Genomic DNA, 17,991 nt, shown 5'->3' on the forward strand with positions numbered 1-17,991 from the left:
GCACTTGTTCGACGCCCTTCTAGCTGCCCCACTCCTCCGAGCGGATCAGGATGCAGCCTGAGTCAGGGCAGAATACGATGTCGTCCGGTGCGGCCTTGCGGATGTCGGCCAGGTCGCCGGGGCTGAGCTGCATGCCCGAGCCCTCCGACTTGCCATGGAACAGCCGGGCGGCGCCGATGCCTCGGTGGGCAAGGGTCTTTTCGTAGACGGCCAGCAGGGACGCCTCGAAGCTGCCAGCCACTTCCTGGCGTTCAGCGGCTGCGGCGGCACGTTCGCTTTCGATGCCGGCGAGCTCTTCGTCGCGGGCGCGCTCCAAGCCGGACAGTTCTTCGCGCAGCTGGTCGTTGGCCTGCTGGTGCTGGGCCTGGCGGGTGCGGAGCCCCTCGAGGCGCTCCATCACTTCCAGCTCCACGTCTTCCAGGTCGCTGCGGCGCTTGTTCAGCGACACCAGTTCGTGCTGCAGCGCGGTCAGGTCCTTGGGCGAACCCGCTCCACTGTCCAAGCGCTTCTGGTCGCGTTCGATCCGCGACTGGACGGTTTCGACGTCGCCTTCGGCGCGCTTCAGCTCGCGTTCGGTGTCCGCAATCTCCGTGTTCAGGGCGACCAGCGACGAGTCGGCGGCCGCAAGCTTCTCCACCAGCGCGTCGATGTCGGCATTCTTGGCGGTGGCTGCAGCGCGGCGGCTCAGTTGGGTGAGCTTGCCGTCCAATGCCTGCAGGTCGAGCAACCTCAGTTGCTCGGAAGCCGGTGCCTTCGCCATGTACGTCCTTTCAAAACGCTGCGGAACCGCTGCGGTTCAGCCTCGTCCAAGCCTACAGTCCGGACGAAGCGCTGCTACCCCGGAGTCAGGACGAAATCCCACGGATCGGTGTTGGTGACGCTGACCTTGACTTCCACCGAGTAGCCCTGGTCGGCCAGGACATTGTCCAGCGCCACGGACGCCGGCGTCAGCCACAACCATTCGCTGCCGAAATGAGAGACGTCGATGAGGTACGGCCGGCCGTCCACGGCCCCCTCTCGCGCTTCGGACGCCGGGTGGTGGCGCAGGTCGGCCGTGACATAAACGTCCGCCCGCGATGCGCGGACCTGATCGAGCAGCGAGTCGCCGGCACCGCCGCACACGGCCACACTGCGGATAACCCCGTTGCGGTCGCCGGCCACCCTCACTCCCCCGGCGACGGCCGGCAGGATGCTGAATACCTGCTCGGCGAACTCGCCCAGCGTCTTGGCCTCGGCCAGCTCCCCCACCCGCCCGATGCCTTCTTCTGGCAACCCGTTGTCGGCCGGCGAGAGCGGCCGTACGTCCCGCAGCCCGAGCGCGTCGGCGAGCACGTCGGATACGCCTCCGACGGCACTGTCAGCGTTGGTGTGAACCGTGACCAAGGCGCAGCCGCTTTCGATCAGCCGGTGCACGGCGTCTCCCTTGAAGCTGGTGGTTGCGACCGAGTTGACCGGCTTCAGCAGCAGCGGGTGGTGCGTGAGCAGCAGGTCGGCGCCCCACTCGATGGCCTCGGTGATCACTTCGGTTGTCGGATCCACGGCGAACATGATCTTCTGCACGGCGGAGGAGGGCCGGCCGACGACGGGGCCCACTGCATCCCATTGCTCGGCGAGCGATTCGGGCCAGAGCTCTTCGATGGCCAGGAGCACATCGCCCAGCACCGGCGTAGTCGGCCGCGCTTCGTCCCGCACCGAGGCTTCGGTTCCCTCGGCGGCTTCGGTCCCTGCGGGGACTTCGTTTCCTTCGGGGGTTGCGCTTCCCTCGGGGGCGTTGGCGCCGTCGGGCGTTGCGTTTGCCTCGGCAGCCTGGGTTCCCACGGGGCCTTCGGGGCCTGCGGGGCCTGCGGGGGCTTCGGCGTCCCCTGTGCGGAGCTGTTCGTCGTCGACCATGAATCCTTTTCTACCCCATCCGCGGTGGTCAGCCCACCAGCCGCCGCCCGCGTTCGCGGCCCGGGAACATTCGAGGGGTCCGTGACATTGTTAAGCCATGAAGACTTTTGTGCTTGGCGGTGGCTGCTTTTGGTGCCTCGACGCGGTCTACAACAGGACGCGCGGTGTCACGGAGGTGGTTTCCGGCTACACCGGCGGCCACGTGAAGAGTCCCTCCTACGAGGCGGTCTGCTCCGGAACGACGGGGCACGCAGAGGTGGTGGCCGTGACGTTCGACGAAACGGTGGTGCCCGAGGACGTCATCCTGGGGATGTTCTTCGCATCGCACAACCCCACCACCCTGAACCGCCAGGGCTACGACGTCGGGACGCAGTATCGCTCGTCGATGTTCTACGTCGACGACGAACAGAAGCGAACCTTCGAGGCTGCCATCGAGCGCGCACAGTCCGACTGGCAGGACCCCATCGTGACCGAGGTCGTGCGGCTGCCCGATTTCTATCCGGCGGAGGAATATCACCAGAACTTCTACGCCAAGCATCCCGATGCCGGCTACTGCCAGGTGATCATCAATCCGAAGCTGGCCAAGGCCCGAAAATATTACGCCGAATGGCTCACCGCTTAGCTCACGGCTCGCCGCCCTGACTAGTGTGGAAGAAGTTTTGTTACCCCCATCTGTAACGGCCCGAACGGCCAGAAGGCAGGAAAACATGGCCCCGATTTACGACGACGTCACCCAGGTTGTGGGGCGCACCCCGCTGGTGCGCCTGAACCGGCTCACCGAGGGCCTGCCGGCCCAGATCGCCGTGAAGCTGGAGTTCTACAACCCCGCCAACTCGGTCAAGGACCGGATTGGCGTGGCCATCGTCGACGCCGCCGAGAAGGCAGGTGCGCTGAAGCCCGGCGGCACCATCGTGGAGGGCACCTCCGGCAACACCGGCATCGCGCTGGCCATGGTAGGGGCAGCCCGCGGCTACAAGGTGATCCTGACCATGCCGGAGACCATGTCCACCGAGCGCCGCGTCATGCTGCGCGCCTTCGGTGCCGAAATCGTGCTGACCCCCGGTTCCGAGGGCATGCGCGGCGCTGTGGAGAAGGCCAAGGAGATCGTGGCCAACACGGAAAACTCCATCTGGGCGCAGCAGTTCGCCAATGAGGCCAACCCGCTGATCCACCGCACTACCACCGGCGAGGAAATCTGGGCCGACACCGATGGCCAGGTGGACATCCTGGTGGCCGGCATCGGCACCGGCGGCACCATCACCGGCGCCGGCGGCCTGCTGAAGGAGCGCAAGCCCGGCGTCCAGATCATCGCCGTCGAGCCGGAAGACTCCCCCATCCTCACCGGCGGCAGCCCCGGCCCGCACAAGATCCAGGGCCTCGGCGCCAACTTCGTGCCGGAGGTGCTGAACACCAGCGTCTACGACGAGGTGCTGGACGCACCGACGTCGGCGTCGGTCGCCGTCGCCCGCGATCTGGGCATCAAGGAAGGCATCCTCGGCGGCATCTCCTCGGGTGCGGCCGTGTGGGCGGCGCTGGAAGTCGCGAAGCGCCCGGAGAACGCCGGTAAGCTGATCGTGGCCGTGGTGCCCGACTTCGGTGAGCGCTACATTTCCACGATCCTGTACGACGACATCCGCGGCTAACCAGCTTCCCCTGCCGCCGAGCGGCGCTGTTCAAGCAGAAAGAGCACATGGGTTTCCTAGCGCGACTGCGTGAAGACCTCGAGGCCGCCCGGTCGCACGACCCGGCGGCCCGGGGCCACGTGGAGAATTTCCTGGCCTACTCCGGGCTGCACGCGATTTGGATCCACCGGCTGACCCACAGGCTGTGGGCCAAACCGTCGCTGCGGCTGCCGGCCCGGCTGATTTCGCAGGCGGGACGCTTCCTGACCGGCATCGAAATCCATCCCGGCGCGACCATCGGCCGCCGGTTCTTCATTGACCACGGCATGGGCGTGGTGATCGGCGAGACGGCCGAAATCGGCGACGACGTGATGCTCTACCACGGCGTCACGCTCGGCGGCCGTTCGCTGGACAAGGTTAAGCGTCACCCCACCATCGGCGACCGGGTGGTCATCGGTGCCGGGGCCAAAGTGCTGGGCCCCGTGGTCATCGGGGCCGACAGCGCCGTCGGGGCGAACGCCGTGGTGGTCAAGGACGCTCCGCCGGAATCGATCATCACCGGCATTCCGGCCACCTTCCGGCACCGCGATCCGCAGCGCGAAACCAAGCCGGCCGTCGACCCGGCCGAATACATCGACCCGGCGATGTGGATCTAACGTCCACTGCTGCCCGATAAACGTTGAACCTGACGAGAGGACAAGCCGTGGGCGAATCGATCCGCATCGGCATAGCCGGCTACGGAAACCTGGGCCGCGGCGTGGAGGCCGCGGTAGCCAAGAACCCGGACATGGAACTGGCCGGGGTCTTCACCCGCCGATCCCCCGGGGACCTTGCCACGCTGCGCGAGGAGACTGCCGTATACGCCATGGACGACCTGGCCGCCCACGAAGACAGCATCGACGTGCTGATCCTGTGCGGCGGTTCCAAGGAGGACCTCCCGCAGCAGGGTCCGGTCATGGCGGCCCGCTTTAACACGGTGGACAGCTTCGACACGCACGCCCGCATCCCCGAATACTTCGACGCCGTCGACGCGCCGGCGCGGGCCGCCGGAAAGACAGCGCTGATTTCCGCCGGCTGGGACCCCGGGATGTTTTCCATCAACCGCGTGTACGGGGAGGCCCTCCTGCCCGACGGCGATACCTACACCTTCTGGGGCCGCGGGCTGAGCCAGGGACATTCCGACGCCGTCCGGCGCGTTCCCGGTGTCGCTGCCGGCGTGCAGTACACACTGCCGTCGGAAGCCGCGATTGAACAGGTGCGCGACGGCAGCCGCCCGCAGCTGGAAACGCGGCAGAAGCACACCCGTGAATGCTTCGTGGTGCTGGCAGACGGCGCCGACCCCGCAGCGGTCAAGGAAGCCATCGTGACCATGCCGCACTACTTTGACCAGTACGACACCGAGGTCCACTTCATCTCGGCCGAGGAACTGGCCCGCGACCACAGCGCCATGCCGCACGGTGGGATGACCATCCGCAGCGGCAACACCAGTGACGAACACGCCCAAGTCATCGAGTACGGACTCTCGCTGGAGAGCAACCCGGAGTTCACCGCCAGCGTCTTGGTGGCCTACGCCCGGGCCGTGCACCGCCTGCACCAGCAGGGCCGGTTCGGCGCCGTCACCGTCTTCGACGTACCGCCCGGCCTGCTCTCCCCCAAATCTGCGGCGGAACTGCGCGCTGAGTTGCTGTAGCAACTCGTCGCGGTCTACCGGTAGGCTCGACCATCGATCCTAAGAGGCCCCTCTGCGCGGAGCAGAGGGGCCTCTCGCTGTCTGTCAGGGTTTCTCGGGCTCCATGACGCCGTTGACTGCTTATGCCGAATGATTGAGTATTATTCGGATAACTCCTCAACCTGACGAGGAGCTTTTTCTTCCGTCTGCTCTGTTGTCATTCCTGTTGGGGGAAATTCTTGAAAAGACTGCTTCAGCGCGCCGTTACAGTTTCAATGGCCACTCTTTTATTCACTGCACCAATAACACTCGCTCAGGCTCAGGCGAACCCAGTCGGCGTTACCGTCGCTTCAACGACAGCGGTCTCCACGGCAGTCGTGAAGGCAACGATCACGGGTGCCCCGAAGTCCTCAACTGTGGCCAGCGGCAAGACCCATAGCTTCAACGTCAAGGCAGTCGGCAGCAAACTCAGGTATCAATGGCAGGTCAAAAAACCTAAGTCCAACAACTGGGTCAAAGCCACCGGAGCTTCTGCCAAAACCCACACTCTCAAGGTCAAGGCCACGGCCAGCCTTAATGGAGCGCAGTACCGCGTGATCGTCTCCAACTCCCGCTCAAAGATCACGTCGAGGAGCGCCACGCTCACCGTTGTCACCTCACCCAGGATCACAACCGAGCCCAAGAACGTGACCACTCCGGCACGATCGAAGGTAACGCTTTCAGTCAAAGCGAGTGGCGGAGCCATGTCATACCAGTGGCAGCGTAAGGCAGGATCCAAATGGGCGAACATTTCCTCGGCCACCAGGTCAACCCACACCTTCACAACTCCCTCCGGACAGTCAGTAACCGAGTACCGGGCCGTCGCGGGCAACAAGGCAGGAAAGGCAACTTCCAACAGCGTGAAGGTCACGACCGTCGTCAAACCGACGGTTAAGATCCCGCGTTCGATTGAGACCACCACTGGCCAATCCATCACTATCAAGAGCCAAGCCACGGGCGGATCCCTTTCCTACGCGTGGGAACGTGGGGTCGAAGGAACCGACGGAAAGGTCTCGTGGAAGAGGATTTCGGGAGCAACAAGCGCGAACTACACGTTTACCGCACGGTCGAAGAACGAACTGGATACCTACCGGGTCGTAGTAACGAACAAGGCCGGAAAAGCGACCTCAGCAGAAATGGTGCTGTTTGTACGATCGTCGAGGCAAGACCCCTTCGCTATCGACAAAATATTCACTTTGCCTGACTGGAACGTGCTGTTCTTCGAACCACGTCAATACCCAAGCAACACAGAGTCAGGAAAAGCGGATCTTTACGTGGAATTGCTCTTGGGTAACAGCAGCGATTCCACCATGGATCCGGCCGACTGGATCGTCGTGGAATACATCGGTGCAGACGGGAACACCTACGACGACTCCGGGTATACGGTAATAGATTCCTATCTCGACATGGGGCCGCTGCTTCCGCCGACGGTGGACGTTGATTCCTCCATTGGTTACGGAGTCGTTTTTGCCGATGTCCCGGCCGCTGCAGTCAAGGGCGGAGTCTGGCGCATCACCGATTGGTACGACGACTCCGTTGAGTACGTCCAAGGATTCTAGGTGCCTGAGCATTATTGCTCGTACGATTAACCAGTTAATCATTTTGGTTCCGGGCTGCGCCCGGGAAAGTTGGGGAAATTGAAACTCGCACCTTACGTGCGTGGCGCCGCTGCGTTCGCAGCCGCTGCCTCGCTCCTTCTAGGCTCCGTCACTGCCGCAACCGCGGCTCCCGTCGAGGCCGTCACAGCGGTGACTGGTCCCGCCGTCGGGGCGACGGTCCCGACGCCTGCGCCCGAAACGAGCGTGGCGATCAAAAATATCGGCAGCCCGGTTGCCCCCGTCAACGGCACTGCAACGGTGAAGCCTACGGTTGCCGCCACCGGCTGGGTCACCGTGACAGCCAAGACCATCACGGTTAAGCAAGGCAGCAAGACCGTGCTCAGGAACAAGAAGAGCGCGAAGCTCAAGGCCGGGACCTACTCGGTTGCCACAACCGTGAAGTACAAGACGTACGCAGAAGTGGACGGCCAGCGCGTCTACTCGAACCTCAAGACGACGTCGAAGACGCAGAAGCTCGTGGTCCGCACTGCAGTTGCGCTGAAGACCATTGCGGGAAAGAAGGCTCCTTACAACGGCACGGCAACCATCAAGCCGAATGTTTCGTCTGCCAAGGGCGTGAAAGTCGTGTCCAAGACGCTGACGGTGAAAGCCGGCAGTAAGACCGTAACCAAGAACAAGAAGTCGGTTTCCCTGCGGGCCGGCAGGTACAAGGTCACCACGACGGTGAAGTACCGGTTGCCGTCCTCGACCTACACGCGCACCGCGACGAAGACGCAGGCTCTCACGATCACGGCCGGAAAGAAGCCCACCCGAAGTGCCCCCAACGGACACTATTGCCCGGCCGGATACCCCATCAAAGGCAATCAAAGCTCCTCGGGCGAGTGGATTTATCACGTCCCAGGCGGTGGCTTCTACTCGCGCACCAGCCCCGAAGAGTGCTTTGCCACCGAAAGTGCAGCTCGGGCTGCCGGCTACCGCGCTTCGAAGCGATAGCCGGACTCAAACCTGAGACAATCGGCCCCTCCTCAACTCTCCGAGGAGGGGCCGATTTCCGCTTAACGGTGCGGTTTTAGCCCGCCGGTCGTGCGGTTCCACGGGTGTCCTGCCCTGTTGCGTCGCCCATGGCGCCGATAAACTCGCCCCCAGGGCACCAGACCGGGAGGGCAAGCACCACATGTATCAGGAAACAGCTCAAAGATTACGGGCCCGGTTACGGCACAAGAAGGACGAATACAGCCACGGAGAGCACCTGCCGCTGGGCTCTTTCCTGATGTTGATGGGCGTCCACGGCACAGGACTGGCACTGGGGACAGCCGCCGTTCGCCGCTCCGGCCGCACCGTGCCGGACGCGCCCCGGTGGAGCGACCTGGCGCTGATCGCCGTCGCGACACACAAGCTCTCCCGACTGCTGACCAAGGCCCCGGTCACCAGCCCGCTGCGGGCTCCGTTCACTTCCTTTGAAGGACAAAGCGGAGCAGCCGAACTGGCCGAAGACGTGCGCGGCACCGGACCGCAGAAAGCCATCGGCGAACTGCTGACGTGCCCGTTCTGCCTGGGCCAATGGGTGGCCAGCGGCTTCATCTTCGGGCTGTTGCTGGCTCCGAAGCCAACCCGCTGGGCGGCCGCCCTGCTCACCGCGGAATTCGGATCCGACCTCCTCCAGTTCTTCTACTCGAAGGTACAGAAGTCGGCGGCGTAGTTTCCGACGAAAGCGGTGGCAGCCGACGAAGCCCCCAACCGCAAGAGTCGGTTGGGGGCTCCGGAAGCTCCTCAGGCGGCTGTCCGCCGTCCGAGTCAGTGCGTGTCGACGGCGGAGACCTCCGACTTGTCGCCGCTCCACAGGGTGTGGAAGGTGCCTTCCGCGTCCGTCCGGCCGTAGGTGTGTGCGCCGAAGAGGTCGCGCAGGCCCTGGGTCAGGGCGGCCGGCAGGCGCTTGCGGCGCAGCCCGTCGTAGTAGGCCAGCGAGGAGGCAAATACCGGTACCGGGATGCCGAGCTGGACGGCGGTGGCCACGACTCGGCGCCACGCCGGGACTGCCGCGCCGATCGCATCGGCGAAGGCCGGGGCGAAGAGCAGGTTTTCAGGCTTTGAGTCGCCGGCGTAGGCCTTCATGATGTCGTCCAGCAGCTCGGCGCGGATGATGCAGCCGGCGCGCCAGAGAGAGGCGATCTCATCCAGCTTCAGATCCCAGCCGTACTCGCCCGCTGCGGAACCGAGCATGTCGATGCCCTGGGCGTAGCTGACCAGCTTGGAGGCGAACAGCGCCTGGCGGACGTCCTCGACGAAGCTCTGCGGGACCTTGACGTCTTCTTCGTGTCCTGCCAGCACGTCCTGGGCTATGGCGCGCTGGCCGCGCTGCGAGGAAAGGCCGCGCGCGAAAACCGACTCGGCAATGCCGGAGACCGGCGACCCGAGTTCGAGCGCGGAGACGACGGTCCAGCGCCCGGTGCCCTTCTGCCCGGCCGAGTCCACCACCACGTCGACGAACGGCTTGCCGGTCTTGGCGTCCGTGTGGGCAAGCACCTCGGCGGTGATCTCAATCAGGAAGGACGAGAGCTCGGTCTTGTTCCACGCGGTGAAGATCTCGGCCTGCTGCTGCGGTTCCAGGCCTGCACCGGTGCGGAGCAGGTCGTAGGCCTCGCCGATGACCTGCATGTCCGCGTACTCGATGCCGTTGTGCACCATCTTTACGAAATGGCCCGCGCCATCCGTGCCCACCCAGCTGCAGCAGGGTTCGCCGTCGTACTTGGCGGAGATCTTTTCCAGCATGGGGCCGAGCGAGTCGTAGGACTGCCGGGAGCCGCCGGGCATGATGGATGGGCCGAGGAGCGCCCCTTCCTCGCCGCCCGAGACCCCGATGCCGACGAAGTGCAGCCCCTTCTCGGCCAAGGCGGCCTCGCGGCGCCGGGTGTCCTCGTAGTGCGAGTTGCCGGCGTCAATGACGATGTCGCCCTCTTCCAGCAACGGCACCAACTGCTCGATGACGGAGTCGACCGGCTTGCCGGCCTTGACCATGATGAGCACGCGGCGGGGCTTCTGCAGGTTCTCCACCAGCTCCTGCAGCGACTCGGTGCGGATGAAGTCGCCCTCGTCGCCGTGGGCGGACAGCAAGGCGTCCGTCTTTTCCACCGAGCGGTTGTGCAGGGCGACCGTGTAGCCGTTGCGGGCGAAGTTCCGTGCCAGGTTGGCGCCCATGACGGCCAGACCTGTCACACCGATGTGTGCGCTCATTGAGTCTCCATGTGTGCGGTCCCCGCGGTCAGGGACGTCAGCGTACAGCCCGAGCGGGCCGTGGTTCCTCCTCAAGCCTAATCCCGACCGGCGGCACCGGCTAAGCGGGCTGACGTTAGCTATGACTCATTCGCCAGGGGCAGCCGAGGGTCGGAAGCGCAGCCAGGCGTCGATTGCGTCATCGTCCGCGTCGTCCTCGCCGGGAAAGCCCCTGCCGGCGATGGCGCCGGGAAAGCCCCTGCCGGCGATGGCGTCCGTGCCGGGGTCCGGGCGGGGAGTCAACGCTCGAGGCGAGGCCGCGGGCAGCCCGATTTCATCCAGCGGGTCCTGCGCCGGTATCAGGCCGAGGTCCTGTTCGGAGCACGGCCGGCGGTGCGTTCCGGAGCAGGCACGTCGCCGTGCCGAGACGGTGCGTGCAGGGACGAACGTGCGGCCGGCAGTCCTGCAGAACTTCTCCATTGTTGCCCCTCGTGAAAACCAGCATGATCGGTCCAGCGTTGCAGACCGGAGGCCGGTTGTAGAGAGCTTCACGGCGCCGTTGCTTAACCGTTATTGCATGACGCAGCGGCCGCTCTGTCTTGGCATAAGATCGGCACAATAAGTACTCGGCAGCACCGTTCGGCGGCTCGCGGATGGTAAGGGCGTGTGCCGTGTTTTAACCCGTATTTGCCGATAACGAGCGACACGCTTAACTGATCAATCATGGTGGTTGAGAAATGCCCACGGGTCATGGCAGACTGTGGCTTGGCGGTGGCATTGAACGCCCGGGAGCCCCCATCTCCCCGGTTGCTGCACCGCTTATCCCCTGGCAGTTCCGTTGATCCCCCATCTAACGGCTGCCCCGAAAGGCACTGTCCCTCACGGGACAGTGCCTTTCCCTTTGGACCTGTGTGCCGGCTGTGATCCCCGAGACGAAATTTCTCGCGAGCGACGAGTATGGCTGACAAGTTTTTCACGTGCCCGGTAGATGTCCCGCACGAGACCATGCAGCGGCACGGCAGGACGGCGTGTCCTTGCCGGGCGGTGCGGAAGATAGGGCCGCCGGGCCGGGTGTCGGATTCGCGGGAAAGGGGCTTCGACGCGGTCGAATGCTGCGCGCGGACGATCACCTTATCCGGCATCTGCAACGCTGAGGGACAGCCCCGCCCATCCCCCAACAGCGGGCGGGGCCGTTACCTCATCCATCCGGTTCCACTGCCCCCTGCAGCGGCCACCGGGAGCCCCACGTTACACCGGCAGGCGCCCGCTGGACCTCAAGATTCACTTAGGAATCGAAGCCTGAACCCAGAAACCGGAGACTGCGGCTCAGCCCGGCCAGTGGAGCTGGGCACGAAAAAACCCCGCATTCCCAGGCGTCTTGCCTGACAGTGCGGGGTTTGTCCGTGGGTCCTACCGGGATCGAACCGATGACATCCACGGTGTAAACGTGGCGCTCTACCAGCTGAGCTAAAGACCCGTTGTAATGTCGAAAGCGGGACCGCGGAGCGTTATCCGCCGCAACATCACGAGGATTTACTCTACCGGATAAACCGGCGTGAACGCCAACCAAATTTACGTGCGGATCAACACGATGCAACCTGTAACCTGAGACCTCCCTCAGGGTCAACAGCCGGCGCATCGAAGGGGCGGCACGTCCTCCTGGCCGCGTCTCAGGCCGGCTTCTGGAGCCGGCCCGGCAACTCCGCCGCCAGGTGGCCAAGAGCCTCGGAGACGCCGGTTTCCAGCTTCAGGTCGGCCAAGTCGTCGCCGCGGGTAGGGCCGCGGTTGATGATCACCACGGGTTTGCCCTGTTTGGCGGCGTGCCGGACGAACCGCAGGCCGCTCATCACGGTGAGCGAGGACCCGGCAACCAGCAGCGCCTCGCCGTCGTCCACCATGGCGTAGGCCGCCGCCACCCGGTCCTTGGGGACATTCTCGCCGAAGTAAACGAAGTCCGGCTTGAGCATGCCGCCGCAGACCAGGCAGTCGGCCACGACGAAGCGGGAGGTGTCGGCGACGTCGGCGTCGGCATCCGGAGCGACGTCGCCGGCATCGCCGGCGGCGGCGTAGGCGGGGTTGAGTTCCTCCAGCCGCACCGCCAGCGAGGAGCGGCTGGTCACGTCCCCGCAGTCCAGGCAGATCACCCGGTCGAAACGCCCGTGCAGGTCGATCACGTTCACGCTGCCGGCGTCCTCATGCAGCCGGTCCACGTTCTGCGTGATCAGGCCGCTGAGCAGGCCGTTCTGCTCCATCGCTGCCAGCGCGTAGTGGCCAAGGTTGGGCGCGGCGTGGTGCATGTGCCGCCAGCCGATGTGGTTGCGCGCCCAGTAGCGGCGGCGCAGGTCCTCGTCGCCGACGAACTGCTGGTAGGTCATCGGTGCGCGCGGGACGGAGGTGGGGCCGCGGTAGTCCGGGATGCCGGAATCGGTGCTGAGGCCCGCGCCGGTCAACACGGCCAGACGGTGTCCAGCCAGGATCTCGAGCGCCGGCCGCAGCAACTCCATGGCGGCTAGAGCTCTTTCAGCACGCGGTGGTATTCCTGGATGTCGCGGGCCTGGCTGCGGGGATTGCGGATCACGTGCCGCAGGATGCCTTCGGCGTCGATGATGAAGGTGCCGCGCAGCGCCATGCCGGAGTCGTCGTCGAACACGCCGTAGGCCTTGGCCACGTCGCCGTGCGGCCAGAAGTCGGCCAGCAGGTCGAACTCGTAGCCTTCCTGCTCCGCGAACGCGCGCAGGGCGAACTTATGGTCAACGGACACGGCCAGCACGCGGGCATTCTCGCTGCGGAAGAGGCCCAGGTCGTCGCGCAGCTCGCACAGTTCGCCGGTGCAGATGCCGGAAAAGGCGAACGGGTAGAAGACCAGCACGACGTTCTCACCGCGCAGGGCGGAGAGCCTGACGGGTTCGCCGAACTGGTTCGCCAGCTCGAAATCGGGTGCGGGCAGCCCGGTCCGGGGTGCGTCCGCGGTCACTTGTTGGTCCGCTTGCTGACCAGCCGGGTGGCGGCCCAATCGCCGGAGACGCCGGCGGAAGTGGTCACGTGCAGGCCGGCGGTAGGCGCCGCTTCCTGGACGTCGGCCGGCGGCACGTAACCATCCCGGCCGGACTTCGGCGTCAGCACCCAGACCACTCCGCCCGGCCCGAGGGTTGTCTGCGTGTCGACCAGCGCGTCCACCAGGTCGCCGTCGCCGTCGCGCCACCACAGGATCACCGCGTCCACCACGTCGTGGTCGTCCTCGGTGAGCAGTTCGGAGCCGGTGAGGTCCTCGATGTCGTCACGCAGATCGAAGTCCACGTCCTCGTCATAGCCGAATTCCTGGATCAGGTCCCCGTCTTTGAAACCCAAATTGCCTGCCACATTCTCTACCGCGGCGGCTTCGGCCTCGCCCACTGTGCTCCTCCTGTATGGAACGTATTGATTCACCCCGCCGACGGCGATGGGCGTGTTGCTAGTTACAAGCCAACACCCTAATCGCCGTCGCTTCAAGCCACCCGCAGGACGCTGCCGTTTTTTGCCGCGCCGCGGCGCCGCTTTACGCCTCTTTCTTAAGGGACGACGGCGGGCGCCCGCGGGGACCGGCGCCGGTGGGTCCGACGACGGCGACGGCGGGGCGGCCTCCGACGTCGTCGTAACAACTGGCATGGCCGGCTCCGGCTGCGTTGTAATGCCGTGAACAGTTAGAGTGGCACTGAAGAATATCTCCCGGCCGAACCATGCGCCGGGTCGCTATGCCACGTAAGGCGCAGACACAATCTGCACATATGAGAGGTTGGACGTGAGCGCAGGAGAAGATACCTCGCACATCCTGAGCGGGCTGACAAGCCAGCTGCCGGATCGCGATCCCGAAGAAACCGCCGAATGGATTGAGTCCTTCGACGGTCTGGTGGAGAGCCAGGGCACCGAACGGGCCCAGTTTATTGTCCGCTCCATCCTGCAGCGTGCGGGTGCGCAGAGCGTCGGCGTGCCGATGGTGACCACCACGGACTATGTCAATACCATTCCGGTCGACCAGGAGCCGGAGTTCCCGGGCGACGAGGAGATTGAGCGCCGCTACCGCGCCTGGATGCGCTGGAACGCCGCCATGCTGGTGCACCGGGCCCAGCGACCTGACATCGGCGTGGGCGGACACATCTCCACGTACGCCGGCGCAGCCACCCTCTATGAAGTGGGCTTCAACCATTTCTTCCGCGGCAAGGACCACCCCGGCGGCGGCGACCAGGTCTTCTTCCAGGGCCACGCCTCCCCCGGCATGTACGCGCGTGCCTTCCTCGAAGGCCGGCTGTCCGAGGAGGACCTGGACGGTTTCCGGCAGGAAAAGTCCCGCGAAGGCCACGCCCTGCCCTCCTACCCGCACCCGCGCTCCATGCCCGAGTTCTGGGAATTCCCCACCGTTTCCATGGGCATCGGCCCGGCCAACGCCATCTACCAGGCGCAGCTGAACCGCTACCTGCAGAACCGCGGGATCAAGGACACCTCCGACCAGCACGTCTGGGCCTTCCTGGGCGACGGCGAGATGGACGAACCGGAGTCGCGCGGCTTCCTGCAGCTGGCAGCCAACGAAAAGCTGGACAACCTAACCTTCGTGATCAACTGCAACCTGCAGCGTCTCGACGGGCCGGTGCGCGGCAACGGCAAGATCATGCAGGAGCTCGAGGCCTTCTTCCGCGGCGCCGGCTGGCATGTCATCAAGGTGACCTGGGGCCGGGAGTGGGACGAACTGCTCGCCAAGGACCATGACGGCGCGCTGGTGGACATCATGAACTCCACCCTCGACGGCGACTACCAGACCTACAAGGCCGAATCCGGCGGGTTCGTCCGCGAGCACTTCTTTGGCAAGACCCCGCAGACCAAGGAAATGGTCGCGGACATGACCGACGAGCAGATCTGGAACCTCAAGCGCGGCGGCCACGACTACCACAAGGTCTACGCCGCCTACCGCGCCGCCACCGAATTCAAGGGCAAGCCCACGGTGGTCCTCGCCCAGACGGTCAAGGGTTACGGCCTGGGCACGCACTTCGAGGGCCGCAACGCGACCCACCAGATGAAGAAGCTGACCCTGCAGGACCTGAAGGACTTCCGCGACCACCTGCGCATCCCGATCTCCGACGAGCAGCTCGAGGCCGATCCGTACCGGCCGCCGTACTACCGGCCGGGACCGGACACCCCGGAGATCAAGTACATGATGGAGCGCCGTGCCGCGCTCGGCGGCGCCGTGCCGGAACGCCGGACCGCACACCAGCAGCTGCACCTGCCCGAGGACAAGGCCTACGAGGTTGCCAAGCGCGGCTCCGGGAAACAGCAGGCGGCCACCACCATGGCGTTCGTGCGCCTGCTGAAGGACCTGATGCGGGACAAGGAATTCGGTGCCCGCGTGGTCCCGATCATTCCGGACGAGGCGCGGACCTTCGGCATGGACTCGTTCTTCCCGACCGCCAAGATCTATAACCCCAAGGGCCAGAACTACCTGTCCGTGGACCGCGACCTGGTCCTGGCGTACAAGGAATCCCCGCAGGGCCAGATCCTGCATACCGGCATCAACGAATCAGGCTCCACCGCCGCCTTCACAGCCGTCGGTACCTCCTACGCCACCCACGGCGAGCCGTTGGTGCCGATCTACATCTTCTACTCGATGTTCGGCTTCCAGCGCACCGGTGACTTCTTCTGGGCCGCCGCCGACCAGATGGCCCGCGGCTTCGTGATCGGCGCCACCGCGGGACGGACCACCCTGACCGGCGAGGGCCTGCAGCACGCGGACGGGCATTCCCCGGTCCTCGCCTCCACCAACCCGGCGGTCGTCACCTATGACCCGGCCTACGGGTACGAGATCGGACACATCATGCGCGCCGGCCTGGAGCGCATGTACGGCGGGAACCATCCGGATCCCAACGTGATGTACTACCTGACCGTGTACAACGAGCCGATCCTCCAGCCCGCCGAACCGGAGGAACTGGACGTCGAGGGCCTGGTGAAGGGCATCTACCTGCTGGCTCCGGCCAAGGTCGACGGGCCCCGCACCCAGCTGTTGGCCTCCGGCGTGGCCGTGCCGTGGGCGCTGGAAGCCCAGCAGCTGCTGGCCGATGACTGGGGCGTCTCCGCCGATGTCTGGTCGGTGACCAGCTGGAACGAACTCCGCCGCGACGGCCTGGCCGCCGAGGAGGAGGCGTTCCTGAACCCCGGCGCCGAGCCGCGCAAGCCCTTTGTGGCCCAGCAGCTCGAAGGGGCGACCGGCCCGATCGTGGCGGTCAGCGACTACATGGCGGCCGTGCCGGACCAGATCCGGCAGTACCTGCCCAACGAGTTCGCGACCCTGGGCGCCGACGGCTTCGGGTTCTCCGACACGCGGGCCGCGGCCCGGCGCTTCTTCAAGATCGACAGCCACTCGATCGTGGTCCGGGCCCTGCAGATGCTGGCCCGCCGCGGCGAAGTCGACCAGAATGTGCCGCGGGACGCGTTCGACAAGTACCGCCTGATGGACGTCAATGCCGGCACCTCGGGCAACGCCGGGGGCGACTCCTAAACCGCGGCAACGCGCCACCCGACGGGCGGCGGACCCGGCCCTTCGCGGCCGGGTCCGCCGCCTGTTTTAGTAGGAACCACACAAAAGCCGGAATGGAGCTTGCCCGGCCAAGTGCGTATGCTCGTTGCATGCCCCACGCCCGGACCGAACCTGCCAAGACGGCTGCCCCACTGGGCACGACGGCCGCCAAGAAAACCGCGGCACAGCAGGCGCCGCCGTCGACATCCGGTGCGGCCGGGCGGCGCGCCGGCGCCGGGCGGAAGGGCGACCGGGCCGCGACCGGCAACCCGGCGACGTTGGAGCGGCTGCGGACCAAGGTCGGCGCGCTGGCGACCGTGACCCTGAAGCGGCTGGATTCGGACCTGCCCTGGTACCGCGGGTTGCGGCCGGACGAACGCTCCGCCCTCGGCCTGGTCGCACAGAAGGGCATCGCGTCCTTCGTGACATGGTACGAACGCCCCACGTCCCCGGCCTGGGTGATGAACGACGTCTTCGGCACCGCCCCCACCGAGCTGACCCGCTCCATCAGCCTGCAACGCGCCCTGCAGCTGATCCGCGTGGTGGTCGAAGCCGTGGAAGACGAAGTGCCGGACCTTGCCGGCGAAAGCGACGAGGCCCAACTGCGCGAAGCAGTGCTGCGCTATTCCCGCGAGGTCGCCTTCGCCGCCGCCGACGTGTACGCACGCGCCGCCGAAACTCGCGGCTCCTGGGACACCCGGCTCGAGGCGCTGGTCGTCGACGCGATCCTGCGCGGCGAAAGCTCCGACGCGCTGCGCTCCCGGATCGCCGCGGTCGGCTGGAAGACCACCGGCCCCATCACGGTGATGGTGGGCGGCTCCCCCGGTGAACCGGGCCCCAGCTTCGTGACCGAACTGCGCCGCGCCAGCTCCCGCTACGCCGCCGACACCCTGGTGGGCATCCAGGGCGAGCGGCTGATCCTGGTGCTGGGCGGCCTGTCGGACCAGGACACCGCCTTCGTGCGCCTGGCCGAACTCTTCGGGCCCGGGCCGGTGGTCTACGGCCCGGAGGCCCGCTCGCTGGTGGACGCCAGCACCTCGGCCCAGGCCGCCTTCGCCGGGCTCAACGCGGCCAAGGCCTGGCCGGCCGCGCCGCGTCCTGTCGCCGCCAACGACCTGTGGCCCGAACGGGTGATGTCCGGCGACGACGCCGCGCGCCGCGACCTCTACAAGTACATCTACGTGCCGCTGCTCAACGCCGGCAACGGGTTGGTCGAAACGCTCTCCAGCTACCTGTCCCTAGGGCATTCGCTGGAGGCCACGGCGCGGGAACTGTTCGTCCACGCCAACACGGTGCGCTACCGACTGCGCCGGGTGTGCGATGTGACCGGCTGGGATCCGCTGCTCCCGCGGGAGGCCTTCGTGCTGCAGACCGCCCTCGGCGTGGGACGCCTGGTGGCTCCCGCGCGGAGCCCGAAGGACCGCGCGGCGGCTCGGCAGTAGTTGCGCCACCTTGTAGACTTCC

At 65.8% G+C, this 17,991-nt stretch carries 16 protein-coding genes and 1 tRNA gene; 9 read left to right on the plus strand and 8 right to left on the minus strand.

Annotation, left to right across the window (positions count from 1 at the left end; genetic code table 11):
- Positions 1-19: 19 nt before the first annotated feature.
- Positions 20-760: a zinc ribbon domain-containing protein gene (locus AC5RVV_RS02985; RefSeq protein ID WP_493999930.1), complete on the minus strand. Its 741-nt coding sequence runs from the start codon at positions 758-760 to the stop codon at positions 20-22.
- Between the two features lie 74 nt (positions 761-834).
- Complete coding sequence (locus tag AC5RVV_RS02990; RefSeq protein WP_493999931.1) at positions 835-1,890, minus strand: Nif3-like dinuclear metal center hexameric protein; 1,056 nt, start codon at positions 1,888-1,890, stop codon at positions 835-837.
- Between the two features lie 97 nt (positions 1,891-1,987).
- Between AC5RVV_RS02990 and msrA the strand changes: the two genes are divergently transcribed.
- The 7 genes from msrA (at position 1,988) to AC5RVV_RS03025 (ending at position 8,478) form a co-directional block, all read left to right on the plus strand.
- Positions 1,988-2,512: a peptide-methionine (S)-S-oxide reductase MsrA gene (gene msrA, locus AC5RVV_RS02995; RefSeq protein ID WP_493999932.1), complete on the plus strand. Its 525-nt coding sequence runs from the start codon at positions 1,988-1,990 to the stop codon at positions 2,510-2,512.
- Positions 2,513-2,597: 85 nt separating this feature from the next.
- Positions 2,598-3,533 carry a cysteine synthase A gene (gene cysK / locus AC5RVV_RS03000; RefSeq protein ID WP_493977396.1) on the plus strand — a complete coding sequence of 312 codons (936 nt, stop codon included), beginning with the start codon at positions 2,598-2,600 and terminating at the stop codon, positions 3,531-3,533.
- Positions 3,534-3,580: 47 nt separating this feature from the next.
- Complete coding sequence (epsC, locus tag AC5RVV_RS03005; RefSeq protein WP_493977395.1) at positions 3,581-4,168, plus strand: serine O-acetyltransferase EpsC; 588 nt, start codon at positions 3,581-3,583, stop codon at positions 4,166-4,168.
- Between the two features lie 47 nt (positions 4,169-4,215).
- The gene (locus AC5RVV_RS03010; RefSeq protein WP_493999933.1) at positions 4,216-5,202 is read left to right on the plus strand and encodes a diaminopimelate dehydrogenase; all 987 of its coding nucleotides are present in this window, start codon (positions 4,216-4,218) and stop codon (positions 5,200-5,202) included.
- 254 nt (positions 5,203-5,456) lie between these two features.
- The gene (locus AC5RVV_RS03015) at positions 5,457-6,779 is read left to right on the plus strand and encodes a hypothetical protein (protein WP_493999934.1); all 1,323 of its coding nucleotides are present in this window, start codon (positions 5,457-5,459) and stop codon (positions 6,777-6,779) included.
- Positions 6,780-7,022: 243 nt separating this feature from the next.
- Complete coding sequence (locus AC5RVV_RS03020; RefSeq protein WP_493999935.1) at positions 7,023-7,772, plus strand: sunset domain-containing protein; 750 nt, start codon at positions 7,023-7,025, stop codon at positions 7,770-7,772.
- Between the two features lie 181 nt (positions 7,773-7,953).
- A complete protein-coding gene (locus AC5RVV_RS03025; RefSeq protein ID WP_493999936.1) occupies positions 7,954-8,478 on the plus strand; it encodes a DUF1360 domain-containing protein in 525 nt (174 codons plus the stop codon).
- 95 nt (positions 8,479-8,573) lie between these two features.
- Here the strand turns inward: AC5RVV_RS03025 and gnd are convergent, their stop codons facing one another.
- The 6 genes from gnd to AC5RVV_RS03055 form a co-directional block, all read right to left on the minus strand.
- The gene (gnd, locus tag AC5RVV_RS03030) at positions 8,574-10,010 is read right to left on the minus strand and encodes an NADP-dependent phosphogluconate dehydrogenase (protein WP_493999937.1); all 1,437 of its coding nucleotides are present in this window, start codon (positions 10,008-10,010) and stop codon (positions 8,574-8,576) included.
- Between the two features lie 126 nt (positions 10,011-10,136).
- Positions 10,137-10,469, minus strand: a complete 333-nt coding sequence (locus AC5RVV_RS03035) for a hypothetical protein (RefSeq protein ID WP_493999938.1) — start codon at positions 10,467-10,469, stop codon at positions 10,137-10,139.
- Positions 10,470-11,393: 924 nt separating this feature from the next.
- Positions 11,394-11,466, minus strand: a tRNA-Val gene (locus AC5RVV_RS03040).
- Positions 11,467-11,659: 193 nt separating this feature from the next.
- Positions 11,660-12,493 (minus strand): NAD-dependent protein deacetylase, encoded by an 834-nt coding sequence (locus AC5RVV_RS03045; protein WP_493999939.1) that lies wholly within the window; start codon positions 12,491-12,493, stop codon positions 11,660-11,662.
- 5 nt (positions 12,494-12,498) lie between these two features.
- Positions 12,499-12,963, minus strand: coding sequence for a peroxiredoxin (locus AC5RVV_RS03050; protein WP_493999940.1), 465 nt, complete (start codon positions 12,961-12,963; stop codon positions 12,499-12,501).
- Complete coding sequence (locus AC5RVV_RS03055) at positions 12,960-13,382, minus strand: DUF3052 domain-containing protein (RefSeq protein ID WP_493986977.1); 423 nt, start codon at positions 13,380-13,382, stop codon at positions 12,960-12,962. The genes AC5RVV_RS03050 and AC5RVV_RS03055 overlap by 4 nt, the downstream gene beginning before the upstream one ends.
- Positions 13,383-13,767: 385 nt before the next feature.
- Between AC5RVV_RS03055 and aceE the strand changes: the two genes are divergently transcribed.
- Entirely contained in the window at positions 13,768-16,509 is a 2,742-nt protein-coding gene (gene aceE / locus AC5RVV_RS03060; protein ID WP_493999941.1) for a pyruvate dehydrogenase (acetyl-transferring), homodimeric type, read from the plus strand.
- 128 nt (positions 16,510-16,637) lie between these two features.
- Positions 16,638-17,969, plus strand: a complete 1,332-nt coding sequence (locus AC5RVV_RS03065) for a PucR family transcriptional regulator (RefSeq protein WP_493999942.1) — start codon at positions 16,638-16,640, stop codon at positions 17,967-17,969.
- Positions 17,970-17,991 lie beyond the last annotated feature (22 nt).

It is taken from the genome of Arthrobacter sp. MDT2-34-1, from assembly GCF_059091365.1.